Origin of the sequence: Pseudomonas sp. HOU2, from assembly GCF_040729435.1 — a bacterium.
Classification (GTDB): domain Bacteria; phylum Pseudomonadota; class Gammaproteobacteria; order Pseudomonadales; family Pseudomonadaceae; genus Aquipseudomonas.
This window is the reverse complement of record NZ_CP160398.1, coordinates 5,124,692-5,150,242: the sequence shown is the minus strand read 5'-3', so window position 1 is coordinate 5,150,242 and position 25,551 is coordinate 5,124,692. Positions and strand designations below refer to the sequence as shown.

Sequence of the window (25,551 nt, the reverse complement as noted above, 5' to 3'; positions counted from 1 at the left end):
GCCAGTAGTTATTTTCCATAAGGAGAAACACCCCATGCGTAAGACTTTAGCTATTGCCTTGATGTTGACCGCTTCCCTCGGTCTCGCTGCCTGCGATAAAAAATCCGAGGACAAAGCTCAAGATGCCAACCAACATGCTGAGCAAGCTCAGCAAGACATGAACAAAGCTCAGGATAAAGTGAACGACGCAGCAAAAGAAAACGCCGAAGCTGCCAAAGCTCAGGCTGAATCGAATCAAGCTGCTCAGGAAGAAGCTGCCAAGAAGCAATAATTGCGACTTGATGCAGAAAAAGAAAACCCGCCAAGTGCGGGTTTTCTTTTGCCTGTGATTTTTTGTCAGCCTTGGTTTATAGGCTGTGTTAGAGCAAAACAGTTCTAAAAGTCGGACTAATCATTAGCAACAAACTGCAGATCAGGCCGACCAGCCACACCAGGCTGCGCAGGGATGGTTTATCCGCCAGGTACAACCACACGTAAAGAATTCGCGCGATCACAAAGATGATCGCCAGGGCATCGATCAACCAGCCTTGTGTTTGTGTGGTGTGCGCCATCAGCACGCCGACGGCAAACAGAATGAACGCTTCGATGCAGTTCTGGTGCGCCGCCAGCGCCCGCGCGCCGTAGCCAGTGAGTTGCGCCTGCTGTTGGCGCGGTAGATGGTTGTTGTAACCACCCTGCTCTTTCATGGCCTTGCCCACCGGCATACGCGCGATGTAAATCAACAATGCACTGATAAACACACACCAGAACGGAATACTCATTAAACGGCCTCTTTATTGGTTTCGGGCAATGGCGCCTCTGTAGGGGTATAGACCATCACATCAAGCACGTCGGAATGAAACTCGCGGCGGTACAACACGATGACCACCCCGGCACTCATCAACATGAACAGCCATGGGCTGACAAACCATGCCAGCATGCTCATGCCGAAGTAATAAGAGCGCAGGCCGAAGTTGAACTGGTTGGCCGCCATCGAAATCACTCGCGCCGCCCGCAGGGCGAAGGCCTTGCGTTCCTGCTCGGAAACCTGTCGCTCACCAATCATCGGCGCCGAGCCGACCAGTACTGCGGCAAAGTTGTACTGACGCATGCACCAGCTGAACGTAAAAAACGCATAGACGAACACCAGCGCCAGGCACAGCAACTTGATCTCCGACATACCCTGCGATGCCTGCTGCACCATCGGGATATCCGCCAGCAACGACACGGCGCGCTCGGACGCCCCCAGTACGGTGAGAATGCCGGCGAGGATGATCAGGGTGCTGGAGGCGAAGAACGAGGCGTTGCGCTCCAGGTTGCCGATCACGCTGGCGTCGGCGATACGGTTGTCACGCAGCAGCATGCGGCGCATCCAGTCTTCGCGATACAGGTGCAGCACGCTGGCGAGGCACGCGGTGTCGCGGGCCTTCCACGACGCATAACGGGTGTAGCCGCCCCAGCAGATGACAAACCAGAGCGCGGCCAGCAGGTGGATCAGGTTGGCTTGGATGAACGACATTCGTTTTCCTGTGAAATGTGAATGCATTACCTGTAGGAGTGAGCCTGCTCGCGATCCGGTGGCACATCCGGCATTGATCTGACAGACACGACGCCATCGCGAGCAGGCTCACTCCTACATAAAATCGATGCAGTGCTTCGACGCTGGTTCAAGGAAAAAGACACTGCCTGACATCCATAAAAAATGCCCCGTATCGATTGATACGGGGCATTTCTGTTTAAGCGCTGAAGACCCGTTTGTGGCGGGTCAGACAACGTCAGGCAACGGCTTCGCTGCGCTTGCCCAGCAGGCGATCGCAGACCACGGCGACCACCAGGGTCATCACGCATGGCACCAGCCACGCCAGACCCTGCTCGCTCAGCGGCAGGTGCGACAGCTGCGACGGCATCCAGTCAGCCAGACCGGCGCCCTTGAGCGCGTCGATGGTGCCGAACAGGAACGACACCAGCATCACCGGGCCGAGGATCCGACCGTGTTCATGCCAGAAGTCCTTGCAGAAGCTCAGAGCTACCAGAACGATGCATGGCGGGTAGATCGCGGTCAGCACCGGGATCGAGAACGCGATCAGCTTGGTCAGGCCCAGGTTGGACACCAGCAGCGAAAACGCGGCCAGGATGATCACCAGGGTCTTGTACGACAATGGCAGTACGCGGCTGAAGTATTCGGCGCAGGCGCAGGTCAGACCGACCGCCGTCACCAGGCACGCCAGCGAGATCAGCACCGCGAGGAAACCGCTGCCCAGCGAACCGAAGGTGTGTTGCACGTATGCATGCAGCACCGCCGCGCCGTTGCTGGCACCGACCGCGACCTCATGGCTGCCGGAACCGAGGCGGAACAGGCTGATGTACACCAGCGCCAGACCGACACCGGCGATGAGGCCGGCAATGATCGCGTAACGGGTGATCAGCGCAGGCGACTCGACGCCACGGGAGCGGATCGCGTTGACGATAACGATGCCGAATACCAGAGCGCCCAAGGTGTCCATGGTCAGGTAACCATTGATGAAACCTTGAGAAAACGGTGCGGCAACGTATTCCGGGGTGGCGACACCGATGTCACCGGCCGGCAGCGCGAATGCGGCAATGCCGAGGACGGCCAGGGCGATGATCTTCAGCGGTGCGAGGAAACGCCCCACGGTATCGAGCAGGCGACCCGGGTACAGCGAAATGAAGAACACCAGCAGGAAGTACACCGAGCTGTAGAGGAACAGTGCCAGCGGGCTTTCGCCGGTCAGCGGCGCCAGACCCACTTCGAACGACACGGTCGCGGTTCGCGGAGTGGCGAACAGCGGGCCGACCGCCAGGTAGCAGGCCGCGGCGAGCACACCACCGGCGATCTTGCCGATCGGGCTGCTCAGCGCATCCATCGCACCACCGACCTTGGCCAGGGCGACGACGGTGATCACCGGCAGACCGACCGCCGTGATCAGGAAGCCCAGCGCCGCCATCCAGACGTTAGGTCCGGACTGCAAACCGACGATAGGCGGGAAAATGATGTTGCCGGCCCCGACAAACAGGGCAAATGTCATGAAGCCCAGTGCCAGGATGTCCTGACCTTTCAAAACTTTCATTAAGGAAATACCACACTACTGAATCGGAATTTAGAGGGGGATTTCCCTGTGGGGTTAGGGAAATGCTGTCAGTCCGTATGGGGCTGACCCGTTTAGCGCGTTGCATGCCTTGTGGGCGGCAGACGCAAAAATGGCTGCTAGCCTAACGAATTTGTCTGACAAACGCACTGTTTGAGGGCGAACTATCCGATACACGACGTGTCTGTGTCGCGTTTACGCATCTATTTTTCCTAACCACAACCCTGTGGCGAGGGAGCTTGCTCCCGCTCGACTGCGCAGCAGGCGCAAACCCAGTAAACCCTCATGAACCTGGAGATTGTATTGGGGCTGCTTCGCAGCCCAGCGGGAGCAAGCTTCCTCGCCACAAAAATCCACTCAAATACCCATATGCCAGAAACAACAAAGGCCACCCGAAGGTGGCCTTTGTCTGGTGAAGCGTCAGTCAAGCACGAGGCTTACTTGACAGCCCAACCGGTCAGCTCGGCCAGGGCCTTGCCGATGTCTGCCAGCGAACGCACGGTTTTTACGCCTGCGTCTTGCAGCGCAGCGAATTTCTCGTCTGCAGTGCCTTTGCCGCCAGAGATGATTGCGCCAGCATGGCCCATGCGCTTGCCCGGAGGAGCAGTCACACCAGCGATGTAGGAAACAACCGGCTTGGTCACGTGTGCCTTGATGTAGGCAGCCGCTTCTTCTTCAGCCGAACCGCCGATCTCGCCGATCATCACGATCGCTTCGGTCTTCGGGTCTTCCTGGAACAGCTTCAGGATGTCGATGAAGTTCGAACCCGGGATCGGGTCACCACCGATGCCGACGCAAGTCGACTGACCGAAACCGGCGTCAGTGGTCTGCTTCACAGCTTCGTAGGTCAGGGTGCCGGAACGCGAAACGATACCGACCTTGCCTGGCAAGTGAATGTGACCTGGCATGATGCCGATCTTGCATTCGCCTGGGGTGATCACGCCTGGGCAGTTAGGGCCGATCAGGGTAACACCCAGCTCGTCGCACTTAACTTTGGCGTCCAGCATGTCCAGGGTAGGAATGCCTTCGGTGATGCAGACGATCAGCTTGATGCCGCCGAAAGCAGCTTCCAGGATCGAATCCTTGCAGAAAGGAGCCGGAACGTAGATCACGCTGGCGGTAGCGCCAGTGGCAGCTACTGCGTCTTTGACGGTGTTGAACACTGGCAGACCCAGGTGCTCGGTGCCGCCTTTGCCCGGAGTTACGCCACCAACCATCTTGGTGCCGTATTCGATGGCTTGCTGGGTGTGGAAACTACCTTGCGAACCGGTAATACCCTGGCAGATAACTTTGGTGTCTTTATTGATCAGGACGCTCATTATTTGCCCTCCGCAGCTTTGACAACTTGTTGAGCAGCGTCGGTCAGGCTGGTAGCAGCGATGATGTTCAAACCGCTTTCTGCCAGTACTTTAGCGCCCAGCTCAGCGTTGTTGCCTTCAAGGCGAACAACAACCGGGATTTTCACGCCGACTTCTTTCACAGCGCCAATGATGCCTTCGGCAATCATGTCGCAGCGAACGATGCCGCCGAAGATGTTGACCAGTACTGCAGCGACGTTGGTGTCGGACAGGATGATCTTGAAGGCTTCGGTCACGCGCTCTTTGGTAGCACCACCACCTACGTCGAGGAAGTTGGCTGGCTTGCCGCCGTGCAGGTTGACGATGTCCATGGTACCCATGGCCAGGCCGGCACCGTTGACCATGCAGCCGATGTTGCCTTCCAGGGCTACGTAGTTCAGTTCGAACTTGGCAGCGTGCGCTTCGCGCGGATCGTCTTGCGACGGATCGTGGAAAGTCTTCAGCTTAGGCTGACGGTACATGGCGTTGGCGTCGATGTTGATCTTGGCGTCCAGGCAGTGCAGATCGCCGTCAGCCTTGATCACCAGCGGGTTCACTTCCAGCAGGGCCAGATCGTGATCCTGGAACAGTTTGGCCAGACCCACGAAGATCTTGGCGAACTGGGCAACTTGCTTGCCTTCCAGACCCAGTTGGAACGCCAGCTCGCGACCCTGGAATGGCTGAGCGCCAACCAGTGGATCGATAGTGGCCTTCAGAATCTTTTCTGGAGTGTCGTGAGCGATTTTCTCGATGTCCACGCCACCTTCGGTGGAAGCCATGAACACGATGCGACGGCTCGAACGGTCAACGACAGCGCCCAGGTACAGCTCTTTAGCGATATCAGTGCACGATTCAACCAGGATCTTGGTGACTGGCTGACCATTGGCGTCAGTCTGGTAAGTCACCAGACGCTTGCCCAGCCACTGCTGTGCGAAGGCCTTGGCGTCTTCTTTGTTGCGAACCAGCTTGACGCCGCCCGCTTTACCGCGACCACCGGCGTGGACCTGGGCTTTGACAACCCACTCGCTGCCGCCGATTTTGTCGCAAGCTTCTGCTGCTGCTTCCGGGGTGTCTACTGCGTAACCAGTGGAAACTGGCAGGCCGTATTCAGCGAACAGCTGCTTACCCTGATACTCGTGAAGATTCATGCTTTTTACCGTCTTCGTTAGGTACTGCGCATTCGGCGCTGCGCTCTTGATGAGTGCCGCGCCACCTGTGACTGCTGCTTGCGTAGCCTTTCCGGATACCCGGTGCAGCTACGCAAGACTGCGTCCAGCGGACATTCCGCGGTGAGACTTGCTCGCAAGGCTCACGACGGGCCGTTACCGCCGTGGTTTCTTATTGTGTGTCTTAACGCTTCTTGCGGTTGGCAATGTGGATGGCGCCGCCATTCACAGCCAGAGCAGCTTCGTGCAAGGCTTCAGACAGGGTCGGATGGGAGAAAACCATCATGCCCAGGTCTTCAGCGCTGGTGCCGAATTCCATACCGATCGCGCCCTGCTGAACCAGTTCTGCAGCGCTCGGGCCAATCACGTGCACGCCCAATACGCGGTCGGTCTTGGCATCAGCGATGACCTTGACGAAACCACCGGTATCGTTGGCGGCCATGGCACGGCCGGAAGCGGCGAACGGGAAGGTGCCGACGTTAACTTCAACGCCTTCGGCTTTCAAGGCCTGCTCGGTTTTGCCTACCCACGCGATTTCCGGGTGAGTATAAATAACCGAAGGGATCAGGTCATAGTTCATCTGAGCCTTGTGGCCCTTGATGCGCTCGACAACCATGATGCCCTCTTCCGAGGCCTTGTGCGCCAGCATCATGCCGCGCACCACGTCACCGATGGCGTAAACGCCCGGTACGGTGGTGGCGCAGTGATCGTCAACGTGCACGAAACCGCGCTCGTCCAGGGTCACGCCGCTGTCGGCAGCCAGCAGATCAGTGGTCACCGGACGGCGACCAACGGCTACGATCAGCTTGTCGAAAGTGATGGACTGTTCGCCGTTGGCATCGGTGTAGTTAACCACGACTTCGTCGCCGTTCACTTTCGAGCCGGTTACGCGAGCACCCAGCTTGATGTCCAGACCTTGCTTGGTCAGGGTTTTCAGCGCTTCCTTGGAAACAGCGGTGTCCGCTGCCATCAGGAAGGTGTCCAGTGCTTCCAGGACAACCACTTCGGAACCCAGACGCGACCACACCGAACCCAGTTCCAGACCGATCACGCCAGCGCCGATCACGCCCAGACGCTTAGGTACGGATTGGAATTCCAGAGCACCAGTCGAATCGACGATGACTTTCTGATCGACCGGAGCCGGTGGAATGTCGATCGGACGCGAACCTGGTGCCAGGATGACGTTTTCGGCTTCGATGACTTCAACCGAGCCGTCAGGCTTGGTGACTTCGACTTTCTTGCCGGCCAGCAGCTTGCCGTGGCCCTGGATCGAAGTAACGCCGTTGGCCTTGAACAGGGTGGCAACGCCGCCGGTCAGGTTCTTGACGATGCCAGCCTTGCGGCCAACCATCGCTGCGACGTCCATTTTGACTTCGCCGGTCGAGATACCGTGAACGTTGAAGCTCTCTTTGGCTTCCTTGTACTTCCAGGAGCTGTCCAGCAGCGCCTTGGACGGAATGCAGCCGACGTTCAGGCAAGTACCGCCGAGGGCCTGTTTGCCTTCAGCGTCGGTGTACTTCTCGATGCAGGCAGTGGTGAGACCCAGCTGCGCGGCCTTGATGGCAGCAACATAGCCGCCAGGGCCGGCACCGATCACTACTACGTCAAATTTCTGCGACATTCAAAAAATCCTCTTTAGCGAAAAGCTTCAAGCCGCGCGCTGCGAGCCGTACCGCCGTTGCCGACGGTACGCCACCCGCAGCGCATGGCTGCTTCTATCAGATATCCAGCAACAGACGAGCCGGATCTTCCAGCAGGTTCTTGATGGTCACCAGGAAGGTCACAGCTTCTTTGCCATCGATCAGACGGTGATCGTAGGACAGTGCCAGGTACATCATCGGACGGATCACGACCTGACCGTTGATGGCCATAGGACGCTGGATGATGTTGTGCATGCCCAGAATCGCTGCCTGCGGCGGGTTGACGATCGGGGTCGACATCATCGAACCGAAGGTACCACCGTTGGTGATGGTGAAGGTACCGCCGGTCATCTCTTCCATCGACAGTTTGCCGTCACGGGCTTTCTTGCCGAACGTGGCGATGCCGCCTTCGATTTCCGCCAGGCTCATCAGCTCGGCGTTACGCAGAACCGGCACAACCAGGCCACGGTCGCTGGAAACGGCAACACCGATGTCGGCGTAGCCGTGGTAGACGATGTCCGCGCCGTCGATCGAAGCGTTGACTGCCGGGAAGCGTTTCAGCGCTTCGGTGGCCGCCTTGACGAAGAACGACATGAAGCCCAGGCGTACGCCGTTGTGGGACTTCTCGAACAGATCCTTGTACTTCGAACGCAGGGCCATGACTTCGGTCATGTCGACTTCGTTGAAGGTGGTCAGCATCGCCATGTTCGACTGGGCTTCTACCAGACGCTCGGCAACCTTGGCACGCAGACGAGTCATCGGCACGCGTTTTTCAACGCGGTCGCCAGCGGCGAACACAGGAGCAGCAGCGGCTGGAGCAGCAGCCTTGGAAGGTGCAGCAGCTGGAGCGGCTTTCTTCGCGGCAACAGCAGCCACCACGTCTTCCTTGGTCACACGACCGCCTTTGCCGGTGCCGGCAACGGAAGCGATGTTGATGCCGTTCTCTTCAGCCAGCTTGCGCGCAGCCGGAGCAGCAACAGGATCGTCTTCGCCTTCGGCAGCAGCCGGGGCAGCGGCAGCAGCGGCCGGAGCAGCAGCGGCGGCTGGAGCAGCCGCAGCAGCACCACCTTCAGTGATGGAGCCCAGGACTTCGTCGGACAGAACGGTGTCGCCTTCGTTCTTGACGATTGCGCCCAGCACGCCGTCGGCGGTAGCCAGCACTTCCAGTACGACCTTGTCGGTTTCGATGTCGACGATCAGTTCGTCACGTTTGACGGCGTCGCCCGGTTTTTTGTGCCAGGTGGCAACGGTGCCATCGGCAACCGATTCCGGGAAAGTGGGGGCTTTGATCTCGATAGCCATTATCTGTGGTTCCTTAAATTCGGTTTCAGGTGCGCGAAGGCGTTAAACGGTAAACGCGTCTTGCAGCAGTTTTTCCTGCTGCTCGGCGTGCATCGATGCGTAACCACATGCTGGGGCAGCAGAAGCCTCACGGCCCGCGTACTCGAGTACGAGAGACTTGTTGAGGTTACCGATGCTGCGACGCAGGTGATGCTGGCTGCAGTACCAGGCACCCTGGTTCATCGGCTCTTCCTGACACCAGACGGCATGCTTGACGTTGGTATAAGGCGCCAGGACTTCTTTCAAGTCGTCCTCAGGGAATGGATACAGCTGCTCGATACGCACGATGGCGATATCGTCACGGCCTTCGGCACGACGTTTTTCCAGCAGGTCGTAGTAGACCTTGCCGCTGCACAGAACAACGCGCTCGACCTTTTTCGGGTCCAGGGCATCGATTTCCGGGATCACGGTCTGGAACGAACCTTCAGCCAGATCTTCCAGGGTCGAGACGGCCAGCTTGTGGCGCAGCAGCGACTTCGGCGTCAGCACTACCAGAGGTTTGCGCAGCGGGCGAATCACCTGACGGCGCAGCAAGTGGTAGATCTGGGCCGGGGTGGTCGGCATGCACACCTGAATGTTGTGCTCGGCGCACAGCTGCAGGTAACGCTCAAGACGTGCCGAGCTGTGCTCAGGACCCTGACCTTCGTAACCGTGCGGCAACAGCATGGTCAGACCGCAGAGACGGCCCCACTTGTGTTCGCCGCTGGTGATGAACTGGTCGATAACGACCTGTGCACCGTTGGCGAAGTCGCCGAACTGGGCTTCCCAGATCACCAGCGCGTTTGGTGTGGTGGTCGAGTAACCGTATTCGAAGGCCAGTACCGCTTCTTCCGAGAGGAACGAGTCGTACAGGTCAAAGCGTGGCTGACCGTCGTACAGGTTCTGCAGCGGAATGTAGGTGCCCGCGTCTTTCTGGTTGTGCAGCACAGCGTGACGGTGCGAGAACGTACCGCGGCCGATGTCCTGACCGGTCATGCGGATCGGGTGACCTTCGAACGCCAGGGTTGCGTACGCCATGGTTTCGGCATAACCCCAGTTGATCGGCAGGCCGCCGGCTTGCATCTTCTGACGGTCTTCGTAGATCTTCGCGACCTGACGCTGAACCACGAAGCCTTCCGGAATTTCCAGCAGCTTGGCGGACAGTTCCTGCAGGGTCTTCAGATCGAAACGGGTGTCGTGACGCGCAGTCCAGGCGTGGCCCAGATACGGACGCCAGTCCACGAACAACTCTTTGTTCGGCTCTTTGACCAGCGATTTCACTACGTGCAGACCGTTGTCCAGCGCGTTGCGGTATTCGTCGACTTTCGCCTGAACACGCTCTGCGTCGACTACACCGGCCTGGGTCAGACGATCAGCGTACAGCTCACGGGTGGTGCGCTGCTTGGTGATCTGCTGATACATCAGCGGCTGGGTGCCGCTTGGCTCGTCGGCCTCGTTGTGGCCGCGACGACGGTAGCAGACCAGGTCGATCACCACGTCACGCTTGAACTGCATGCGGTAGTCGATGGCCAGCTGGGTGACGAACAGCACGGCTTCCGGATCATCACCATTCACATGGAGGATCGGCGCCTGGATCATCTTCGCAACGTCGGTGGCGTACTCGGTGGAGCGCGAGTCCAGCGGGTTGCTGATGGTGAAACCCACCTGGTTGTTGATCACGATGTGCACGGTACCGCCGGTCTTGAAACCGCGGGTCTGCGACATCTGGAAGGTTTCCATGACCACGCCCTGACCTGCGAATGCAGCGTCACCGTGGATGGAGATCGGCAGAACCTTCTCACCGGTCGGGTCGTTGCGACGATCCTGACGGGCACGAACCGAACCTTCGACCACCGGGGAAACGATTTCCAGGTGGGACGGGTTGAACGCCATGGCCAGGTGAACTTCACCGCCGGCGGTCATCACGTTGGACGAGAAGCCCTGGTGGTATTTAACGTCACCGGAACCCAGCTCGACCTTCTTCTTGCCTTCGAACTCGTCGAACAGCTCGCGCGGGTTCTTGCCGAAGGTGTTGACCAGCACGTTCAGACGGCCACGGTGGGCCATGCCGATGACGACTTCCTTGGTACCGTAGGAACCGGAACGCTGGATCAGTTCGTCGAGCATCGGAATCAGGCTTTCGCCGCCTTCCAGACCGAAACGCTTGGTGCCCGGGTATTTGGTGCCCAGGTATTTTTCCAGGCCTTCACCGGCAGTGACGCGCTCGAGCAGGTGGCTCTTGATGTCGGCCGAGTACGTCGGACGACCGCGCACGCTTTCCAGACGCTGCTGGAACCACTGGCGCTGCTCGGAATCGGTGATGTGCGTAAATTCAGCGCCGATGGTGCGGCAATATGTCTGCTGCAACGCTTCGTGAATTTCGCGTAGGCTCGCTTCCTCTTTGCCGATGAACAGGTCGCCGGCACGGAAGGTCGTATCAAGATCGGCATTGGTCAAGCCGTAATGATTGATCGACAGGTCTGCAGGTGCAGGACGCTGCCACAGCCCCAGCGGGTCCAGCTGGGCTGCCTGGTGGCCACGCATACGGTAGGCCTGGATCAATCGCAGCACTTCAACTTGCTTCTTCTCGTGCTCACTGCTCACGCTGCCGGCGGAAACCGGTTGGGCGCGGCGCTGGTTCTTTGCCAGCAGCACGAAATGATCGCGAATTGTGGAGTGCGAAACATCAGTGGCAGAGCTGCCGTCGGCAGGCAGCTTCTGAAAGTAGGTGCGCCACTCTTCTGGCACAGCGTTAGGGTCGTGCAGGTAGAGCTCATAAAGCTCTTCCACATAGGCAGCGTTTCCACCTGAAAGGTAGGCGCTGTTCCACATGCGCTGCATCACGCTTTCTTGCATGCTTGGTCACCCTCGGTTAGGGGAACACCATCGGCGTCAATACCGAGCAAACTTGCAGAAGTCCGAATGCAGCGACCAAAACAAGCCACTTAGGATCACGCTGATAGTCCGGGTACCAGCCCGGATGCCCCTGCTTGTCTCATTTCTTCAAAATAAGAGCTGCAGCTTGTGGCTACTGCTCTGGTTATAGCCATGACGCGGGTTGAAGCCCGCGCCACAGCCTCTTCGTTACAGCGGTTCTACGGTTACAGCAGCTGAATCACACGCCGCTCGAAAGCAGCATGTTACGGATGTGACCGATGGCCTTAGTCGGGTTCAGGCCTTTCGGACATACGTTGACGCAGTTCATGATGCCCCGGCAGCGGAAGACGCTGAACGGGTCATCGAGCGAAGCCAGACGCTCGGACGTCTTGGTGTCACGGCTGTCTGCCAGGAAGCGGTACGCTTGCAGCAGGGCAGCTGGACCCAGGAACTTGTCCGGGTTCCACCAGAAGGACGGGCACGAGGTCGAGCAGCAGGCGCACAGGATGCACTCGTACAGACCGTCGAGCTTTTCACGCTCTTCAGGGGACTGCAGACGCTCGATGGCCGGAGCCGGCGTGTCGTTCTGCAGGTAAGGCTTAACCTTCTCGTATTGCTTGTAGAAGATGCTCATATCGACAACCAGGTCACGGATAACCGGCAAACCTGGCAGCGGACGAACGATCAACTTGTTGCCTTTTACGACAGCGGACAGCGGCGTGATGCACGCCAGGCCGTTCTTGCCGTTGATGTTCATGCCGTCGGAGCCGCAGACGCCTTCACGGCAAGAGCGACGATAGGAGAAACCCTCGTCCTGCTCTTTGATCAGCGCCAGCACGTCCAGCACCATCAGGTCTTTACCACCGGTATCGACCTGGAATTCCTGCATGAACGGCGCAGCGTCCTGATCAGGGTTGTAGCGATAAACACTGACTTGCAACATGGCGGTCACCCTTAATAAGTCCGGACTTTAGGTTCGAAAGTCGGAACAGTCTTCGGCGAGAAGTTCACGGCACGCTTGGCGACACGTTTCTCACCCGGGAAGTACAGGGTGTGGCACAGCCAGTTTTCGTCGTCACGGTCTTCGAAGTCTTCACGGGCGTGGGCGCCGCGGGACTCTTTACGTACTTCGGCCGCAATGGCGGTAGCTTCAGCCACTTCCAGCAGGTTTTGCAGTTCCAGAGCTTCGATACGCGCGGTGTTGAACGCCTGCGACTTATCGTTGATCTTCACATTGGCGATGCGCTTGCGCAGATCGGCCAGCTGAGCGATACCCTTCTGCATGTATTCGCCAGTACGGAATACACCGAAGTAGTTCTGCATGCAGCTTTGCAGCTCGCGACGCAGGGTCGCCACGTCTTCGCCATCGGTACGGCCGTTCAGCGCGTTCAGACGCGACAGGGCAGCTTCGATGTCGGCTTCGGTAGCGTCGTCGTATTCGATGCCGTCGGTCAGCGCCTTTTCCAGGTGCAGGCCGGCAGCGCGGCCGAATACCACCAGGTCGAGCAGCGAGTTGCCGCCCAGACGGTTGGCACCGTGTACCGATACGCAAGCCACTTCGCCTACGGCGAACAGACCAGGAATGATCTGATCCACGCCTTCGGCATTCTGGGTGATCGCCTGACCATGAATGTTGGTGGCAACGCCGCCCATCATGTAGTGGCAGGTCGGAACAACCGGAACCGGCGCAACCACCGGGTCAACGTGGGCGAAAGTCTTCGACAGTTCGCAGATGCCTGGCAGACGGCTGTGCAGCACTTCCTCGCCCAGGTGGTCGAGTTTGAGCATTACGTGGTCGCCATTCGGACCGCAACCGTTGCCGGCGATGATTTCCTTAACCATCGAGCGGGCAACCACGTCACGACCAGCGAGGTCTTTCGCGTTCGGAGCATAACGCTCCATGAAACGCTCACCGTGCTTGTTGATCAGGTAACCACCTTCACCACGGCAACCTTCGGTCACCAGTACACCGGCGCCGGCGATGCCGGTCGGGTGGAACTGCCACATTTCGATGTCTTGCACCGGCACGCCAGCACGCAGCGCCATGCCAACGCCGTCACCGGTGTTGATCAGGGCGTTGGTAGTGGAGGCGTAGATACGCCCAGCACCGCCAGTGGCCAGTACGGTGGCCTTGGCGCGGATGTACGAAGTTTCGCCGGTTTCGATGCAGATCGCGATCACACCGACAAATTCGCCTTCCTGGTTTTTCACCAGATCGACAGCGTAGTACTCGTTCAGGAACGTGGTACCGGCTTTCAGGTTGCCCTGATAAAGGGTGTGCAGCAGCGCGTGACCGGTACGGTCGGAGGCTGCGCAGGTACGGGCAGCCTGGCCGCCTTTACCGTAGTCCTTGGACTGACCACCGAACGGACGCTGGTAGATACGGCCCTGCTCGGTACGCGAGAACGGCAGGCCCATGTGGTCCAGCTCGAAAACGGCAGCCGGGCCTTCCTGACACATGTATTCGATAGCGTCCTGGTCACCGATGTAGTCGGAACCCTTGACGGTATCGTACATGTGCCAGCGCCAGTCATCGTTCGGGTCGGCGGACGCGATCGCGCAGGTGATGCCGCCCTGGGCGGATACAGTGTGCGAACGGGTCGGGAAAACCTTGGTGATCACGGCAGTCTTGTGACCGCCCTGTGCCAGCTGCAGCGCAGCGCGCATGCCGGCACCGCCACCACCAATAATGATGGCGTCGAAAGAAATCGTTGGAATGTTAGCCATGACTCAGATACCCCAGAGAATCTGCACACCCCAGACGAAGTAAGCGAACATCGCAACGCCGCATACTGCCTGGAAAAGGAAACGTATAGCCGTCGCGGACTTGCCAAACGCCATTGGCGTCAGGTAGTCAGTCGCGATGGTCCACATGCCGACCCAGGCGTGAGCGCCGAGAGCAACAAGGGCCAGGAGACTGAAAATACGCATCCCGTTGTGGGCGAACAGTTCATGCCACTGGGCGTACTCGAGGCCTGGGTGGGCCACGACGTATCCGATCAGAAAAATGAAGTAAGCCGCGAGAACGACCGCCGACACACGTTGCGCCATCCAGTCATAGAGGCCCGAACGCGAGAGGTTCGTGACGTTAGTTACCATATCCAGACTCCTGCCAGAACGATTACCACCACGGAAACGGCGATAACGATTTTCGAGCCCAGCTTGCCGCCTTCCAGCGTCTCACCGATGCCCATGTCCATGATCAAATGGCGCACACCGGCAACCAGGTGATACAGCAGAGCGGACAGGATGCCCCAAATCACTAGCTTGGCTAGCGGACTGGTCAGACACGCTTTCACCTGACCGAAGCCTTCCTCGGAGCTCAGCGACTTGTCCAATGCATAAAGCATGATGGCAAGGCACACGAAGAGGATGACACCGGAGATACGGTGAAGAATGGACGTGTAAGCAGTGACTGGGAGTTTGATGGTCCTTAGGTCTAGGTTTACAGGTCGTTGGCTTTTCACGGCTTTTTTTTCACACTGAAGAGCCCCTAACAATCAGGGCAAAGTTGTTGGGGAGTGCACTGGTCAGGTAACCACCACCCAGGGATGCGACCCCCAATGAAAGCAAGCCCAAAAGCCCTTGGCGGTCGGTGGCCGAGTATAGACAGTTAGGCTACTAATGACAACGCAATCACCTACCCCCAATAGCTGATTGCACAAGTCGCATAAAAGGCGTAAATGGCAGTCAATTTCGAGGAAAAAGTGCGCTTAAAGCCTTCTGGAGCAAGACTTTAGGCAAATTGACATTCGAATTTATCTCACTATAGTGGTGCGGGCCCTGCGTGGGGGGTCTGTCTGATGGTTCAAGCATAAATAGGAGGCCACATGGCTGACAAAAAAGCGCAGTTGATCATCGAGGGCGCAGCCCCCGTCGAGCTGCCCATTTTAACCGGCACCGTTGGTCCCGATGTAATCGATGTTCGGGGCCTGACGGCCACGGGCCGCTTCACTTTCGACCCGGGTTTCATGTCGACCGCCTCGTGCGAATCGAAGATCACCTATATCGACGGCGACAACGGCATTCTGTTGCACCGCGGCTACCCGATCGAACAGCTGGCTGAAAAATCGGACTACCTGGAAACCTGCTACCTGCTGCTCAACGGCGAATTGCCGACTGCAGAGCAGAAGGCCCAGTTCGTCAGCACCGTGAAAAACCACACCATGGTTCACGAGCAGCTGAAAACCTTCTTCAACGGCTTCCGTCGCGACGCCCACCCGATGGCCGTCATGTGCGGCGTAGTCGGCGCCCTCTCGGCCTTCTACCACGACTCCCTGGACATCAATAACCCGCAGCATCGCGAAATCTCCGCGATCCGTCTGGTCGCCAAGATGCCAACCCTGGCAGCGATGGTTTACAAGTACTCCATGGGCCAACCCATGATGTACCCGCGCAACGACCTGACGTACGCGGAAAACTTCCTGCACATGATGTTCAACACCCCGTGCGAGATCAAACCGATCAGCCCGGTACTCGCCAAGGCCATGGACCGGATCTTCATCCTCCATGCCGACCACGAGCAGAACGCATCGACCTCCACCGTGCGTCTGGCAGGTTCTTCGGGTGCCAACCCGTTCGCCTGTATCGCCGCCGGTATCGCCGCACTGTGGGGCCCTGCCCATGGCGGTGCGAACGAAGCTGTTCTGACCATGCTTGACGAAATTGGCGATGTTTCGAACATCGACAAGTTCATCGCCAAGGCCAAGGACAAGAACGACCCGTTCAAGCTGATGGGCTTCGGTCACCGCGTTTACAAGAACCGCGACCCGCGCGCGACTGTAATGAAGCAGACCTGCGACGAAGTACTGAAGGAACTGGGCATCAACAACGATCCGCAACTCGAACTGGCCATGCGCCTGGAAGAGATCGCGCTGACCGACCCGTACTTCATCGAACGCTCGCTGTACCCGAACGTCGACTTCTACTCGGGGATCATCCTCAAGGCGATCGGCATTCCGACCAGCATGTTCACCGTGATCTTCGCGCTGGCTCGTACTGTCGGCTGGATTTCGCACTGGAAAGAAATGCTCTCCAGCCCGTACAAGATCGGCCGTCCGCGCCAGTTGTACACTGGCTACGAGTCGCGTGATATCACCAAGCTGGAAGATCGCAAATAAGGCTTGTCTTGCGATAACGTCTTTGAGTTGTATCGGGAACGGCCTCTTATATAGGGGCCGTTTTTGTTTTTGGTCTCAGCGGCCTGTGGGCCGACTGGGTTTTTGGGGTTTTAGGTGTATATCCGTTGCTTCGGGTGCTGCCGCTGGCGGTTTCGCTCTTACAGCGAGTCACCTTTTCCAAACGCCGAAAAGGTAACCCAAAAGGCTTTGCCCCGGCGTACGGCACTTCGCTGAGGCTCAGTGTTCCCTCGCTACGGTGTCCATCCGGGGGCATCGCCTACGGTTTGCTTCGCTGCACCTCCTCTCGATGTATGCGGCTTCGCCGCATGGCGCTGCGCGCCCCCCCCTGATGGACACCTACGCTCGGCCTGCCGAAGGGGCAAAAGATCAAAAGCCAAAGCCAGATCAAAAACCAGATCAAGAGCCCCTCACCCTAGCCCTCTCCCGGAGGGAGAGGGGACTGATCGCGGTGTTTGGGAGAGTTACGCCGACGTGAAACACCCTGTCGAACTCAGGTTCTGAAAGGCTCAAAAATCGGCTCCCCCTCCCTCGGGAGAGGGCTGGGCGGGCGGCGTTCCGATGAGGGGTAGATCCAACACAGAACACAAGCCGACCGCATGCTTTTCCACCACTCAACAGGATGAGCGCAAGCTCGGCTGCAGCTTTTGATCTTGATCCACGGGCGACGTCGGAAGGCTGAGTGGAGGGATTGATCCGGGGGTGGGAGCGCAGCGACCGTTTGGCGCAGCCAAACACAGCGAGAGGAGGTGCAGCGAAGCAAACCGTAGACGCTGCCCCCGGATCGATCCCGCAGCGAAGGAACCCCGAGCCTTAGCGAGCGGGCCGAACGTAGGAGCAAGCGTTTTTTTGCTTACTTTTTTTAGGCGTTTGTAAAAAAAGTGAGTCGCCGTAAGGGCGAAACCCTAAGCCGCCGTTACCGCAGCAACGGATATGTACCCAATCCCAGCCCGATAACCGCCCACAAAAAAAATGCCCCGATCTCTAAACCGGGGCATTTCCCTAAAAACATCTAATCAACGCTTAGTGCGAAACCGCCCCGCTCGCCCCAAGGCCAGTCTGCGAACGCACAAACTGCGGGAAGAACAGCGCCCGCTCGTTCTCGGCCGCCGCCGACTTGTCGGTGATCGAGAAGAACCAGATCCCGATGAACGCAATGATCATCGAAAACAGCGCCGGGTACTCGTAAGGGAAGATCGCCTTCTCGTGATGCAGAATCTGCACCCAGATGGTCGGGCCAAGAATCATCAGGCCCACCGCACTCACCAGCCCCAACCAGCCACCGACCATCGCACCGCGGGTGGTCAGCTTCTTCCAGTACATCGAAAGCAACAGCACCGGGAAGTTGCAGCTCGCCGCGATGGAGAACGCCAGGCCGACCATGAACGCGATGTTCTGGCTTTCGAACAGGATACCCAGACCGATCGCCAGCACGCCCAGGGCGATGGTGGTGATCTTCGACACGCGAATTTCATCCTTGTCGTTGGCCTTGCCCTTCTTGATCACACTGGCATACAGGTCGTGCGACACCGCCGAAGCACCGGCCAGGGTCAGACCGGCCACCACCGCCAGGATGGTCGCGAACGCCACCGCCGAGATGAAGCCAAGGAACACACTGCCACCTACCGCGTCGGCCAGGTGCACCGCCGCCATGTTGTTGCCGCCAAGCAGCGCGCCCGCCGCATCCTTGAAGTCAGGATTGGTGCTGACCAGCAGGATCGCGCCAAAACCGATGATGAAGGTCAGGATGTAGAAGTAGCCAATGAAACCGGTGGCGTACAGCACGCTCTTGCGCGCTTCCTTGGCGTCGCTCACGGTGAAGAAGCGCATCAGGATGTGTGGCAGGCCGGCAGTACCGAACATCAGCGCCAGGCCCAGAGAGAACGCCGAAATCGGATCTTTCACCAGACCGCCCGGGCTCATGATCGCTTCACCTTTGGGGTGAACCTTGATCGCTTCGGAGAACAGTGTGTTGAAATCGAAGTTGACGTGTTTCATCACCATCAGCGCCATGAACGAGGCGCCCGACAGCAACAGCACCGCCTTGATGATCTGCACCCAGGTGGTCGCCAGCATGCCGCCGAACAGCACGTAGAGGCACATCAGGATGCCCACCAGAATCACCGCAACGTAGTAGTCGAGACCGAACAGCAGCTGGATCAGCTTGCCGGCGCCAACCATTTGCGCGATCAGGTAGAACGCCACCACCACCAGCGAACCGCAGGCGGACAGGGTGCGGATCTGGGTTTGCCCGAGGCGGTAGGACGCCACGTCGGCAAAGGTGTATTTGCCCAGGTTACGCAGGCGCTCGGCGATCAGGAACAGAATGATCGGCCAGCCCACCAGAAAGCCGATCGAGTAGATCAGGCCATCGTAGCCGGAGGTGAACACCAGCGCGGAAATCCCCAGGAAGGACGCCGCCGACATGTAGTCGCCGGCAATCGCCAGACCGTTCTGGAACCCGGTGATCTTGCCGCCCGCCGCATAGTAGTCGGCGGCCGATTTGTTGCGTTTGGAGGCCCAGTAGGTGATGCACAGGGTCGCGCCGACGAACACCACGAACATGGCGATCGCGGAAACGTTGAGCGGTTGTTTGTGGACTTCGCCGGTCAGGGCGTCAGCGGCCCAGACGGCTGGGGCGAACGCTGCGATGCTCAAAAGAGCCAGTAGACGCCGGATCATTGCTGAGCCTCCTTGAGAATCGCATTGTTCAGGTCGTCAAACTCGCCGTTGGCGCGTCGTACGTAGATTGCGGTCAGGATGAAGGCCGAAACAATCAGGCCGACGCCGATCGGAATGCCCCAGGTAATCGAAGACCCGGGACTGAGTTTCGCCCCGAGCACTTGCGGCCCGTAAGCGATCAACAGGATGAAAGCGGAGTAAAGCCCTAGCATGATCGCCGAGAGTATCCAGGCGAATCGTTCCCTTTTTCTCACCAGCTCCTTGAAGCGCGGGCTGTTTTGAATCGAGAGGTAAATGCTGTCGTTCATTGTTTTTATCCTCGCAGCACAGATTATTGTTGGAACATATCCACTGTATGCGGCTGCGGAACGGGTTCCAGACGACCTTAGTATTAGAACGACATGACGTTTTCGCCAATTTTCGGACGCTAATTAGCCGAAAGAATTGGAAAGAGGCTTTGAAACAGCCGTAAACCCTGCAGGTGAGGGTTGCCCAGAAACAAATGTGGGAGCGAGCCTGCTCGCGATGGCGTTGTATCAGTCGACATTTGTATCAACTGAAAGGACGCTATCGCGAGCAGGCTCACTCCTACAGGGGAGCTGCGTTGGGCGGGGTTATTTGGTCCAGTCAGCCACGCGATCCGGGTGCTTGGCGACCCAATCCTTGGCCGCCGCTTCAGGCTTGGCGCCGTCCTGGATGGCCAGCATGACTTCGCCGATCTCGTCTTTCGACGCCCACTGGAAGTTCTTCAGAAACTTGGCGACTTCCGGGGCTTTGGCGTCCAGCTCTTTGCTGCCGATGCTGTTCACGGTTTCAGCCGCGCCATACACGCCTTTCGGGTCGTCGAGGAAGCGCAGTTTCCACTTGGCGAACATCCAGTGCGGCACCCAACCGGTGACGGCAATCGATTCGTTCTTCTTCTCGGCACGGGTCAGCTCGGCAATCATGCCGGCGCCGGAACTGGCCTTGAGCGTATATTTGTCCAGGCCGTAATCCTTGATCGCCTGATCGGTTTTGAGCATTACGCCTGAACCGGCATCGATGCCGACGATGCGGTTTTTGAAGCTGTCATCGGTCTTGAGGTCTTCGATCGATTTCGCCTTGACGTACTCCGGCACGATAAGGCCGATTTTTGCATCCTTGAAGTTCGGGCCGTAATCGACGACCAGATCCTTGTTCTTCGCCCAGTATTCGCCGTGGGTGACCGGCAGCCAGGCCGAGAGCATCGCGTCGAGTTTGCCGGTGGCAACGCCCTGCCACATGATCCCGGTGGCAACGGCTTGCAACTTCACGTCGTAGCCGAGTTTCTGTTTGATCACTTCGGCGGCCACGTGGGTGGTCGCGACGCTGTCGGACCAGCCGTCAACGTAACCGATGTTCAGGGTCTGTTTTTCAGCGCTGGCGAAAGTGGAGCTCATCGCAAGCACCAGAGCGGCACCTGCGCCTAAAAGTCGTCGCATCTTCATCGTTTACTTCCCCGAAATGCTGCGCCCGACGGATGCCGGGCATCGTCAACGTATTGTTATGGTGCACAGCGCCCCCATCACGCCTGACCGCAAACTCATCCGAACATCAGTCGTCTTTTCTATAAGGGCACTGACGCTTTCGATCATCGGCCTGACGCCCGCGGCGACCTGCTCTGGCAGCGACCTCAAGACAACGAGAAACGACATCAGAAGGCCATTAATCACCTCTGAATAATTGGCGCCAGACAATCCGCCCGAACTTTGCATGTGCAAATCATGCAGGCCACCAACCCGCAGATAAATGCAGGTAACATGCGTCGCTTTGCAGCCACTCGGCCTGACCATGTCCGCGACTTCCCGCTTCCCGTTCGTTCCTTATCTCTTCGCCTGTCTGCTCGGCCTGTTTGCCCTTGGCGGCTTCTGGTATGGCCTCGGCAAACCGGTGATCCTGCCGGACGCTGCGACCCCGACGCACAAGTTGCAATGCGCCTCCTACACGCCGTTCGACAAGGATCAGTCGCCGTTCGACGTGCCGTTCAAACTGCGCCCGGAACGCATGGACGCCGACCTCGCCCTGCTGGCGACGCGTTTCGAATGCATCCGCACCTACTCGATGACCGGCCTCGAAGCCCTGCCGGATCTGGCGCGCAAGCATGGTCTGAAGTTGATGATCGGCGCCTGGGTCAACAGCAACCCGGTGGACACCGAAAAAGAAGTCGACCTGTTGATCGCCTCGGCCAACGCCAACCCGGATGTGGTCAGCGCAGTCATCGTCGGTAACGAAGCCTTGCTGCGCAAGGAAGTCACCGGCGCGCAACTGGCGAAGCTGATCAACAAAGTCAAAAGCCAGGTCAAGCAACCGGTCACCTATGCCGATGTCTGGGAATTCTGGCTCAAGCACCCGGAAGTCGCGCCGGCGGTGGATTTCCTGACCATTCATTTGCTGCCGTACTGGGAAGATGATCCGTCGAACATCGACGTCGCCCTGCAACACGTGGCGGATGTGCGTCAGGTGTTCGGCAACAAATTCGCACCCAAAGACGTGATGATCGGCGAAACCGGCTGGCCCAGCGAAGGTCGCCAGCGCGAAACCGCCCTGCCGAGTCGGGTCAACGAGGCCAAGTTCATTCGTGGTTTTGTCGCGATGGCCGAGAAGGAAGGCTGGCATTACAACCTGATCGAAGCCTTCGACCAGCCCTGGAAGCGTGGCAGCGAAGGCGCGGTCGGCGGTTACTGGGGCCTGTTCGATGCCGATCGCCAGGACAAAGGCGTACTCGCCGGGCCGGTGAGCAACGTACCGTACTGGAAGGAATGGCTCGCAGTTGGCGGGCTGATCTTCCTCGGCACGCTGCTGCTCGGCGGCCGGGTGCGTACCACCCGATCGGCGTTGGTTCTGCCCCTGCTTGCGGCAGTTGCCGCCTGCTCGATCGGCGCCTGGGGCGATCTGGCGCGGGTGACTACACGGTTTGCCAGCGAATGGTTGTGGGTCGGCTTGCTGACGGCGTTGAATCTGTTGGTGCTGGCGCATGCCGCGCTGACCATGAGCAACCGTCAGGGATGGCGTGAAAGGGCGTTCAATCTGCTGGAGCGCCGTGCCGGCTGGCTGGTTGCGCTGGCAGGGTTTGCGGCGGCGGTGATGATGCTGGAGATGGTCTTCGATGCGCGTTATCGCAGTTTTGCCAGCATGGCGTTCATTCTGCCGGGGCTGGTGTACGTGTGCCGTCCGGTCAACGTGCCGCGCCGGGAAATCGCCCTGCTGACCTTTATCATCGGCGCCGGCATTGCGCCGCAGCTGTATGTAGAAGGCTTGTTCAATCAGCAGGCATGGGGTTGGGCGTTGGTCAGCGGGTTGATGGTGGCGGCACTTTGGCGCTGCCTGCGGATTCGCAAGGGATGATCTTCAGCACCTGAGCCGGCCTCATCGCTGGCAAGCCAGCTCCCACAGGTTTTCGGGTCGTACATACATGTTGTGTTCACCCAAAACCCTGTGGGAGCGGGCTTGCCCGCGATGACTGACTGTCAGGCGCTACGAGAGGCCCGGACCAACCGCAACCCGCCAATCACCACCGCAAATACCGCCAAAGTGGTGTTGTACAACGCCAGCGCCGGCAACCCGAACACCAGCGCCAGCACCGCCAGCCACCACCCTGCCCGCCCCGGCAGGACAAAACCGAGCAGCGCCGCGCCCAGCGCAGTCCAGCCCAGCACCTTGAAGTGAATCATCAGCCCCAGGTTCGAGCGCACCGCGCATTCCCAGCGGCTCGCCTCATCGACGCAGATGCCGACCCACTGTCCGTCCTCCATGAAGCCATAACGCGCGCCATAACTGGCGGCCAGCCACAGCGGCAACAGCACGAGCAACAGAATCACGGGCAAGCGGCGGGACATGAAACTCTCCAATCAACGAAATCGGCGGCCAGCTTAATCTGCCCGCACGCATTGGCAAGCACTAACAACTGTTAACTGGTCATCCGCGCCTTGCAAAGTGTATCGTCCAGCTACTATTACTCCGAATTCTGCCTGTTTGGTGCCGAGGCATGGCACTTTGGCGCAAGCCCGGTGGTCATAGCCTGCGAACTTCATTCGGCACCTTCCTTTAAGGGATCCAGTCATGCTCCGTTCCTTGCGCTTCGCCGCGCTGTTCAGCGGCCTTATTCTGAGTGCGTCCGCACTGGCGGTGGATATCGATGCCGCCAGTTATGGCTATCCCCTGACCAACCCGTTCGAGGCGACCATCGCCACCACGCCACCGGACCTGCGTCCGGAATTGCCGTCGAACGACGAGATCAATCAGTCCGACCACAGCATCACCCTGCGCCCGGAACGGGCCTTCATCCTCCCGGACAATTTCTGGGCGGTGAAAAAACTCACCTACCGTATCGCCGAGCAGGACAAACCGGCGCCGCTGATCTTCCTGATCGCCGGCACCGGTGCGCGCTATGACAGCACGCTCAATGAGTACCTGAAGAAGCTCTACTACAAGGCCGGCTACCACGTGGTGCAGTTGTCGTCGCCCACCAGCTTCGACTTCATCAGCGCCGCTTCACGCTTCGCCACCCCGGGCATCACCAAGGAAGACGCCGAAGACATGTACCGGGTGATGCAGGCCGTGCGCGCGCAGCATCCGAAACTGCCGGTCACCGAGTACTACCTCAGCGGCTACAGCCTCGGCGCCCTGGATGCCGCGTTCGTCGCGCACCTGGACGAGACCCGACGCAGCTTCAACTTCAAGAAAGTCCTGCTGCTCAACCCGCCGGTCAATCTCTACACCTCGATCACCAACCTCGACAAGCTGGTGCAGACCGAGGTGAAAGGCATCAACAACAGCACCACGTTCTACGAATTGGTGCTGAACAAACTGACCCGCTACTTCCAGCAGAAAGGCTACATCGACCTCAACGACGCCCTGCTCTACGATTTCCAGCAGTCGAAACAGCACCTGACCAACGAGCAGATGGCGATGCTGATCGGCACCTCGTTCCGCTTCTCGGCGGCCGACATCGCCTTCACCTCCGACCTGATCAACCGTCGTGGCCTGATCACTCCGCCGAAATTCCCGATCACCGAAGGCACCAGCCTCACGCCGTTCCTCAAGCGTGCGCTGCAATGCGACTTCGACTGCTACCTGACCGAACAGGTGATCCCGATGTGGCGCGCGCGCACTGATGGCGGCAGCCTGCTGCAACTGATCGACCAGGTCAGCCTGTACGCACTCAAGGATTACCTGCACGACAGCCCGAAAATCGCCGTAATGCACAACGCCGACGACGTGATCCTCGGCCCTGGCGACCTCGGTTTCCTGCGCAAGACCTTTGGCGATCGCCTGACCGTTTACCCACTGGGCGGCCATTGCGGCAACCTTAACTACCGCGTCAACAGCGACGCCATGCTGGAGTTCTTCCGTGGCTAAATATCTCCTGCTGATTGCAGCGCTCCTCAGTGCAGGCGTGGCCCAGGCCGACAACAGCAAAGCCAACGCGCCGGTGGTGGTCGACAGCGACGGCTTCAAGGAGCCGCTGTCCAAACTCAAGTTCAACCCGGGGCTGGACCAGCGTGAGTTCGAGCGCTCGACACTCAACGCGCTCAACGTCTATGACCCGCTGGAGTCGTGGAACCGCCGCGTCTACCACTTCAACTACCGCTTCGACCAATGGGTGTTCCTGCCGGTGGTCGACGGCTATCGCTACGTGACGCCAAGCTTCCTGCGCACCGGGGTGAGCAACTTCTTCAACAACCTTGGCGATGTGCCGAACCTGGTCAACAGCCTGCTGCAGTTCAAGGGCAAGCGTTCAATGGAAACCACCGCACGCCTGCTGCTCAACACCACCATCGGCATCGCCGGTCTGTGGGACCCGGCCACCGCCATGGGCCTGCCGCGCCAGAGCGAAGACTTCGGCCAGACCCTGGGCTTTTACGGCGTACCGGGCGGTGCCTACTTCGTCTTGCCGATCCTCGGCCCGTCGAACATTCGCGACACCGCCGGCCTGGCCGTGGACTACACCGCCGAATCGGCGATCAACTACCTGAACGTGTCGGAAGTCAGCTCCAACCACCCGGAAATCTGGGCCCTGCGCGCGGTCGACAAGCGCTACCAGACCAACTTCCGCTACGGCCAGATGAACTCGCCGTTCGAGTACGAAAAAGTGCGTTACGTCTACACCGAGTCGCGCAAGCTGCAGATTGCCGAGTAACTTCGGCGGCAACAAAAAAGGGCCATTCGATGCGAGTCGAATGGCCCTTTTTCATGGCACAACCTGGATCAAACTGTAGGAGTGAGCCTGCTCGCGATAGCGGTGTATCAGACACATGAAAGGTGACTGACACGACCTCATCGCGAGC

At 58.8% G+C, this 25,551-nt stretch carries 21 protein-coding genes; 5 read left to right on the top strand and 16 right to left on the bottom strand.

Going from position 1 to position 25,551, the window contains the following annotated elements:
• Positions 1-34: 34 nt before the first annotated feature.
• Positions 35-271 carry a hypothetical protein gene (locus ABV589_RS23345; protein WP_007962865.1) on the top strand — a complete coding sequence of 79 codons (237 nt, stop codon included), beginning with the start codon at positions 35-37 and terminating at the stop codon, positions 269-271.
• 88 nt (positions 272-359) lie between these two features.
• Here ABV589_RS23345 and ABV589_RS23340 read toward each other — a convergent pair whose 3' ends face one another.
• The 12 genes from ABV589_RS23340 to sdhC all read right to left on the bottom strand — a co-directional run bounded on the left by ABV589_RS23340 (position 360) and on the right by sdhC (position 14,893).
• The gene (locus ABV589_RS23340) at positions 360-761 is read right to left on the bottom strand and encodes an MAPEG family protein (protein ID WP_007962864.1); all 402 of its coding nucleotides are present in this window, start codon (positions 759-761) and stop codon (positions 360-362) included.
• Complete coding sequence (locus ABV589_RS23335) at positions 761-1,498, bottom strand: DUF599 family protein (RefSeq protein ID WP_007962863.1); 738 nt, start codon at positions 1,496-1,498, stop codon at positions 761-763. The genes ABV589_RS23340 and ABV589_RS23335 overlap by 1 nt, the downstream gene beginning before the upstream one ends.
• 256 nt (positions 1,499-1,754) lie before the next feature.
• The gene (gene brnQ / locus ABV589_RS23330; protein ID WP_367083881.1) at positions 1,755-3,068 is read right to left on the bottom strand and encodes a branched-chain amino acid transport system II carrier protein; all 1,314 of its coding nucleotides are present in this window, start codon (positions 3,066-3,068) and stop codon (positions 1,755-1,757) included.
• 455 nt (positions 3,069-3,523) lie between these two features.
• Positions 3,524-4,405 (bottom strand): succinate--CoA ligase subunit alpha, encoded by an 882-nt coding sequence (gene sucD, locus ABV589_RS23325; RefSeq protein WP_003223019.1) that lies wholly within the window; start codon positions 4,403-4,405, stop codon positions 3,524-3,526.
• Positions 4,405-5,571, bottom strand: coding sequence for an ADP-forming succinate--CoA ligase subunit beta (gene sucC, locus ABV589_RS23320; protein WP_003223015.1), 1,167 nt, complete (start codon positions 5,569-5,571; stop codon positions 4,405-4,407). Before sucC ends, sucD begins: the two co-directional genes overlap by 1 nt.
• 202 nt (positions 5,572-5,773) lie before the next feature.
• Positions 5,774-7,210 carry a dihydrolipoyl dehydrogenase gene (gene lpdA, locus ABV589_RS23315; RefSeq protein ID WP_007962860.1) on the bottom strand — a complete coding sequence of 479 codons (1,437 nt, stop codon included), beginning with the start codon at positions 7,208-7,210 and terminating at the stop codon, positions 5,774-5,776.
• Positions 7,211-7,307: 97 nt separating this feature from the next.
• Entirely contained in the window at positions 7,308-8,531 is a 1,224-nt protein-coding gene (gene odhB / locus ABV589_RS23310; protein WP_367083880.1) for a 2-oxoglutarate dehydrogenase complex dihydrolipoyllysine-residue succinyltransferase, read from the bottom strand.
• A 42-nt stretch (positions 8,532-8,573) separates the two neighbouring features.
• Complete coding sequence (locus ABV589_RS23305; RefSeq protein WP_007962858.1) at positions 8,574-11,405, bottom strand: 2-oxoglutarate dehydrogenase E1 component; 2,832 nt, start codon at positions 11,403-11,405, stop codon at positions 8,574-8,576.
• 259 nt (positions 11,406-11,664) lie between these two features.
• Positions 11,665-12,369 carry a succinate dehydrogenase iron-sulfur subunit gene (locus ABV589_RS23300; RefSeq protein WP_003223007.1) on the bottom strand — a complete coding sequence of 235 codons (705 nt, stop codon included), beginning with the start codon at positions 12,367-12,369 and terminating at the stop codon, positions 11,665-11,667.
• Between the two features lie 11 nt (positions 12,370-12,380).
• Entirely contained in the window at positions 12,381-14,153 is a 1,773-nt protein-coding gene (sdhA, locus tag ABV589_RS23295) for a succinate dehydrogenase flavoprotein subunit (protein ID WP_007962857.1), read from the bottom strand.
• Positions 14,154-14,156: 3 nt separating this feature from the next.
• Entirely contained in the window at positions 14,157-14,525 is a 369-nt protein-coding gene (gene sdhD / locus ABV589_RS23290; RefSeq protein WP_003222999.1) for a succinate dehydrogenase, hydrophobic membrane anchor protein, read from the bottom strand.
• Positions 14,519-14,893 (bottom strand): succinate dehydrogenase, cytochrome b556 subunit, encoded by a 375-nt coding sequence (gene sdhC, locus ABV589_RS23285; RefSeq protein WP_016773673.1) that lies wholly within the window; start codon positions 14,891-14,893, stop codon positions 14,519-14,521. Before sdhC ends, sdhD begins: the two co-directional genes overlap by 7 nt.
• Before the next feature lie 363 nt (positions 14,894-15,256).
• Between sdhC and gltA the strand changes: the two genes are divergently transcribed.
• Positions 15,257-16,546 (top strand): citrate synthase, encoded by a 1,290-nt coding sequence (gltA, locus tag ABV589_RS23280; RefSeq protein ID WP_003222994.1) that lies wholly within the window; start codon positions 15,257-15,259, stop codon positions 16,544-16,546.
• Between the two features lie 1,041 nt (positions 16,547-17,587).
• Here gltA and ABV589_RS23275 read toward each other — a convergent pair.
• The 3 genes from ABV589_RS23275 to ABV589_RS23265 all read right to left on the bottom strand — a co-directional run bounded on the left by ABV589_RS23275 (position 17,588) and on the right by ABV589_RS23265 (position 20,712).
• Complete coding sequence (locus tag ABV589_RS23275; protein WP_007969644.1) at positions 17,588-19,246, bottom strand: cation acetate symporter; 1,659 nt, start codon at positions 19,244-19,246, stop codon at positions 17,588-17,590.
• Entirely contained in the window at positions 19,243-19,554 is a 312-nt protein-coding gene (locus tag ABV589_RS23270; RefSeq protein ID WP_003222991.1) for a DUF485 domain-containing protein, read from the bottom strand. Before ABV589_RS23270 ends, ABV589_RS23275 begins: the two co-directional genes overlap by 4 nt.
• A gap of 306 nt (positions 19,555-19,860) precedes the next feature.
• Positions 19,861-20,712, bottom strand: coding sequence for a glycine betaine ABC transporter substrate-binding protein (locus tag ABV589_RS23265; RefSeq protein WP_003222989.1), 852 nt, complete (start codon positions 20,710-20,712; stop codon positions 19,861-19,863).
• 301 nt (positions 20,713-21,013) lie between these two features.
• Here ABV589_RS23265 and ABV589_RS23260 point away from each other — a divergent pair, with 301 nt between their 5' ends.
• Positions 21,014-22,609 carry a beta (1-6) glucans synthase gene (locus tag ABV589_RS23260; RefSeq protein ID WP_367083879.1) on the top strand — a complete coding sequence of 532 codons (1,596 nt, stop codon included), beginning with the start codon at positions 21,014-21,016 and terminating at the stop codon, positions 22,607-22,609.
• A 122-nt stretch (positions 22,610-22,731) separates the two neighbouring features.
• Here the strand turns inward: ABV589_RS23260 and ABV589_RS23255 are convergent, their stop codons facing one another.
• A complete protein-coding gene (locus ABV589_RS23255; RefSeq protein WP_007969642.1) occupies positions 22,732-23,100 on the bottom strand; it encodes a hypothetical protein in 369 nt (122 codons plus the stop codon).
• 223 nt (positions 23,101-23,323) lie between these two features.
• On the opposite strand from ABV589_RS23255, the gene ABV589_RS23250 reads away from it, so the two are divergent.
• Both ABV589_RS23250 and ABV589_RS23245 read left to right on the top strand, forming a co-directional pair.
• Entirely contained in the window at positions 23,324-24,622 is a 1,299-nt protein-coding gene (locus tag ABV589_RS23250; RefSeq protein ID WP_367083878.1) for a serine/threonine protein kinase, read from the top strand.
• The gene (locus ABV589_RS23245) at positions 24,615-25,403 is read left to right on the top strand and encodes a VacJ family lipoprotein (RefSeq protein ID WP_007969640.1); all 789 of its coding nucleotides are present in this window, start codon (positions 24,615-24,617) and stop codon (positions 25,401-25,403) included. The genes ABV589_RS23250 and ABV589_RS23245 overlap by 8 nt, the downstream gene beginning before the upstream one ends.
• Positions 25,404-25,551 lie beyond the last annotated feature (148 nt).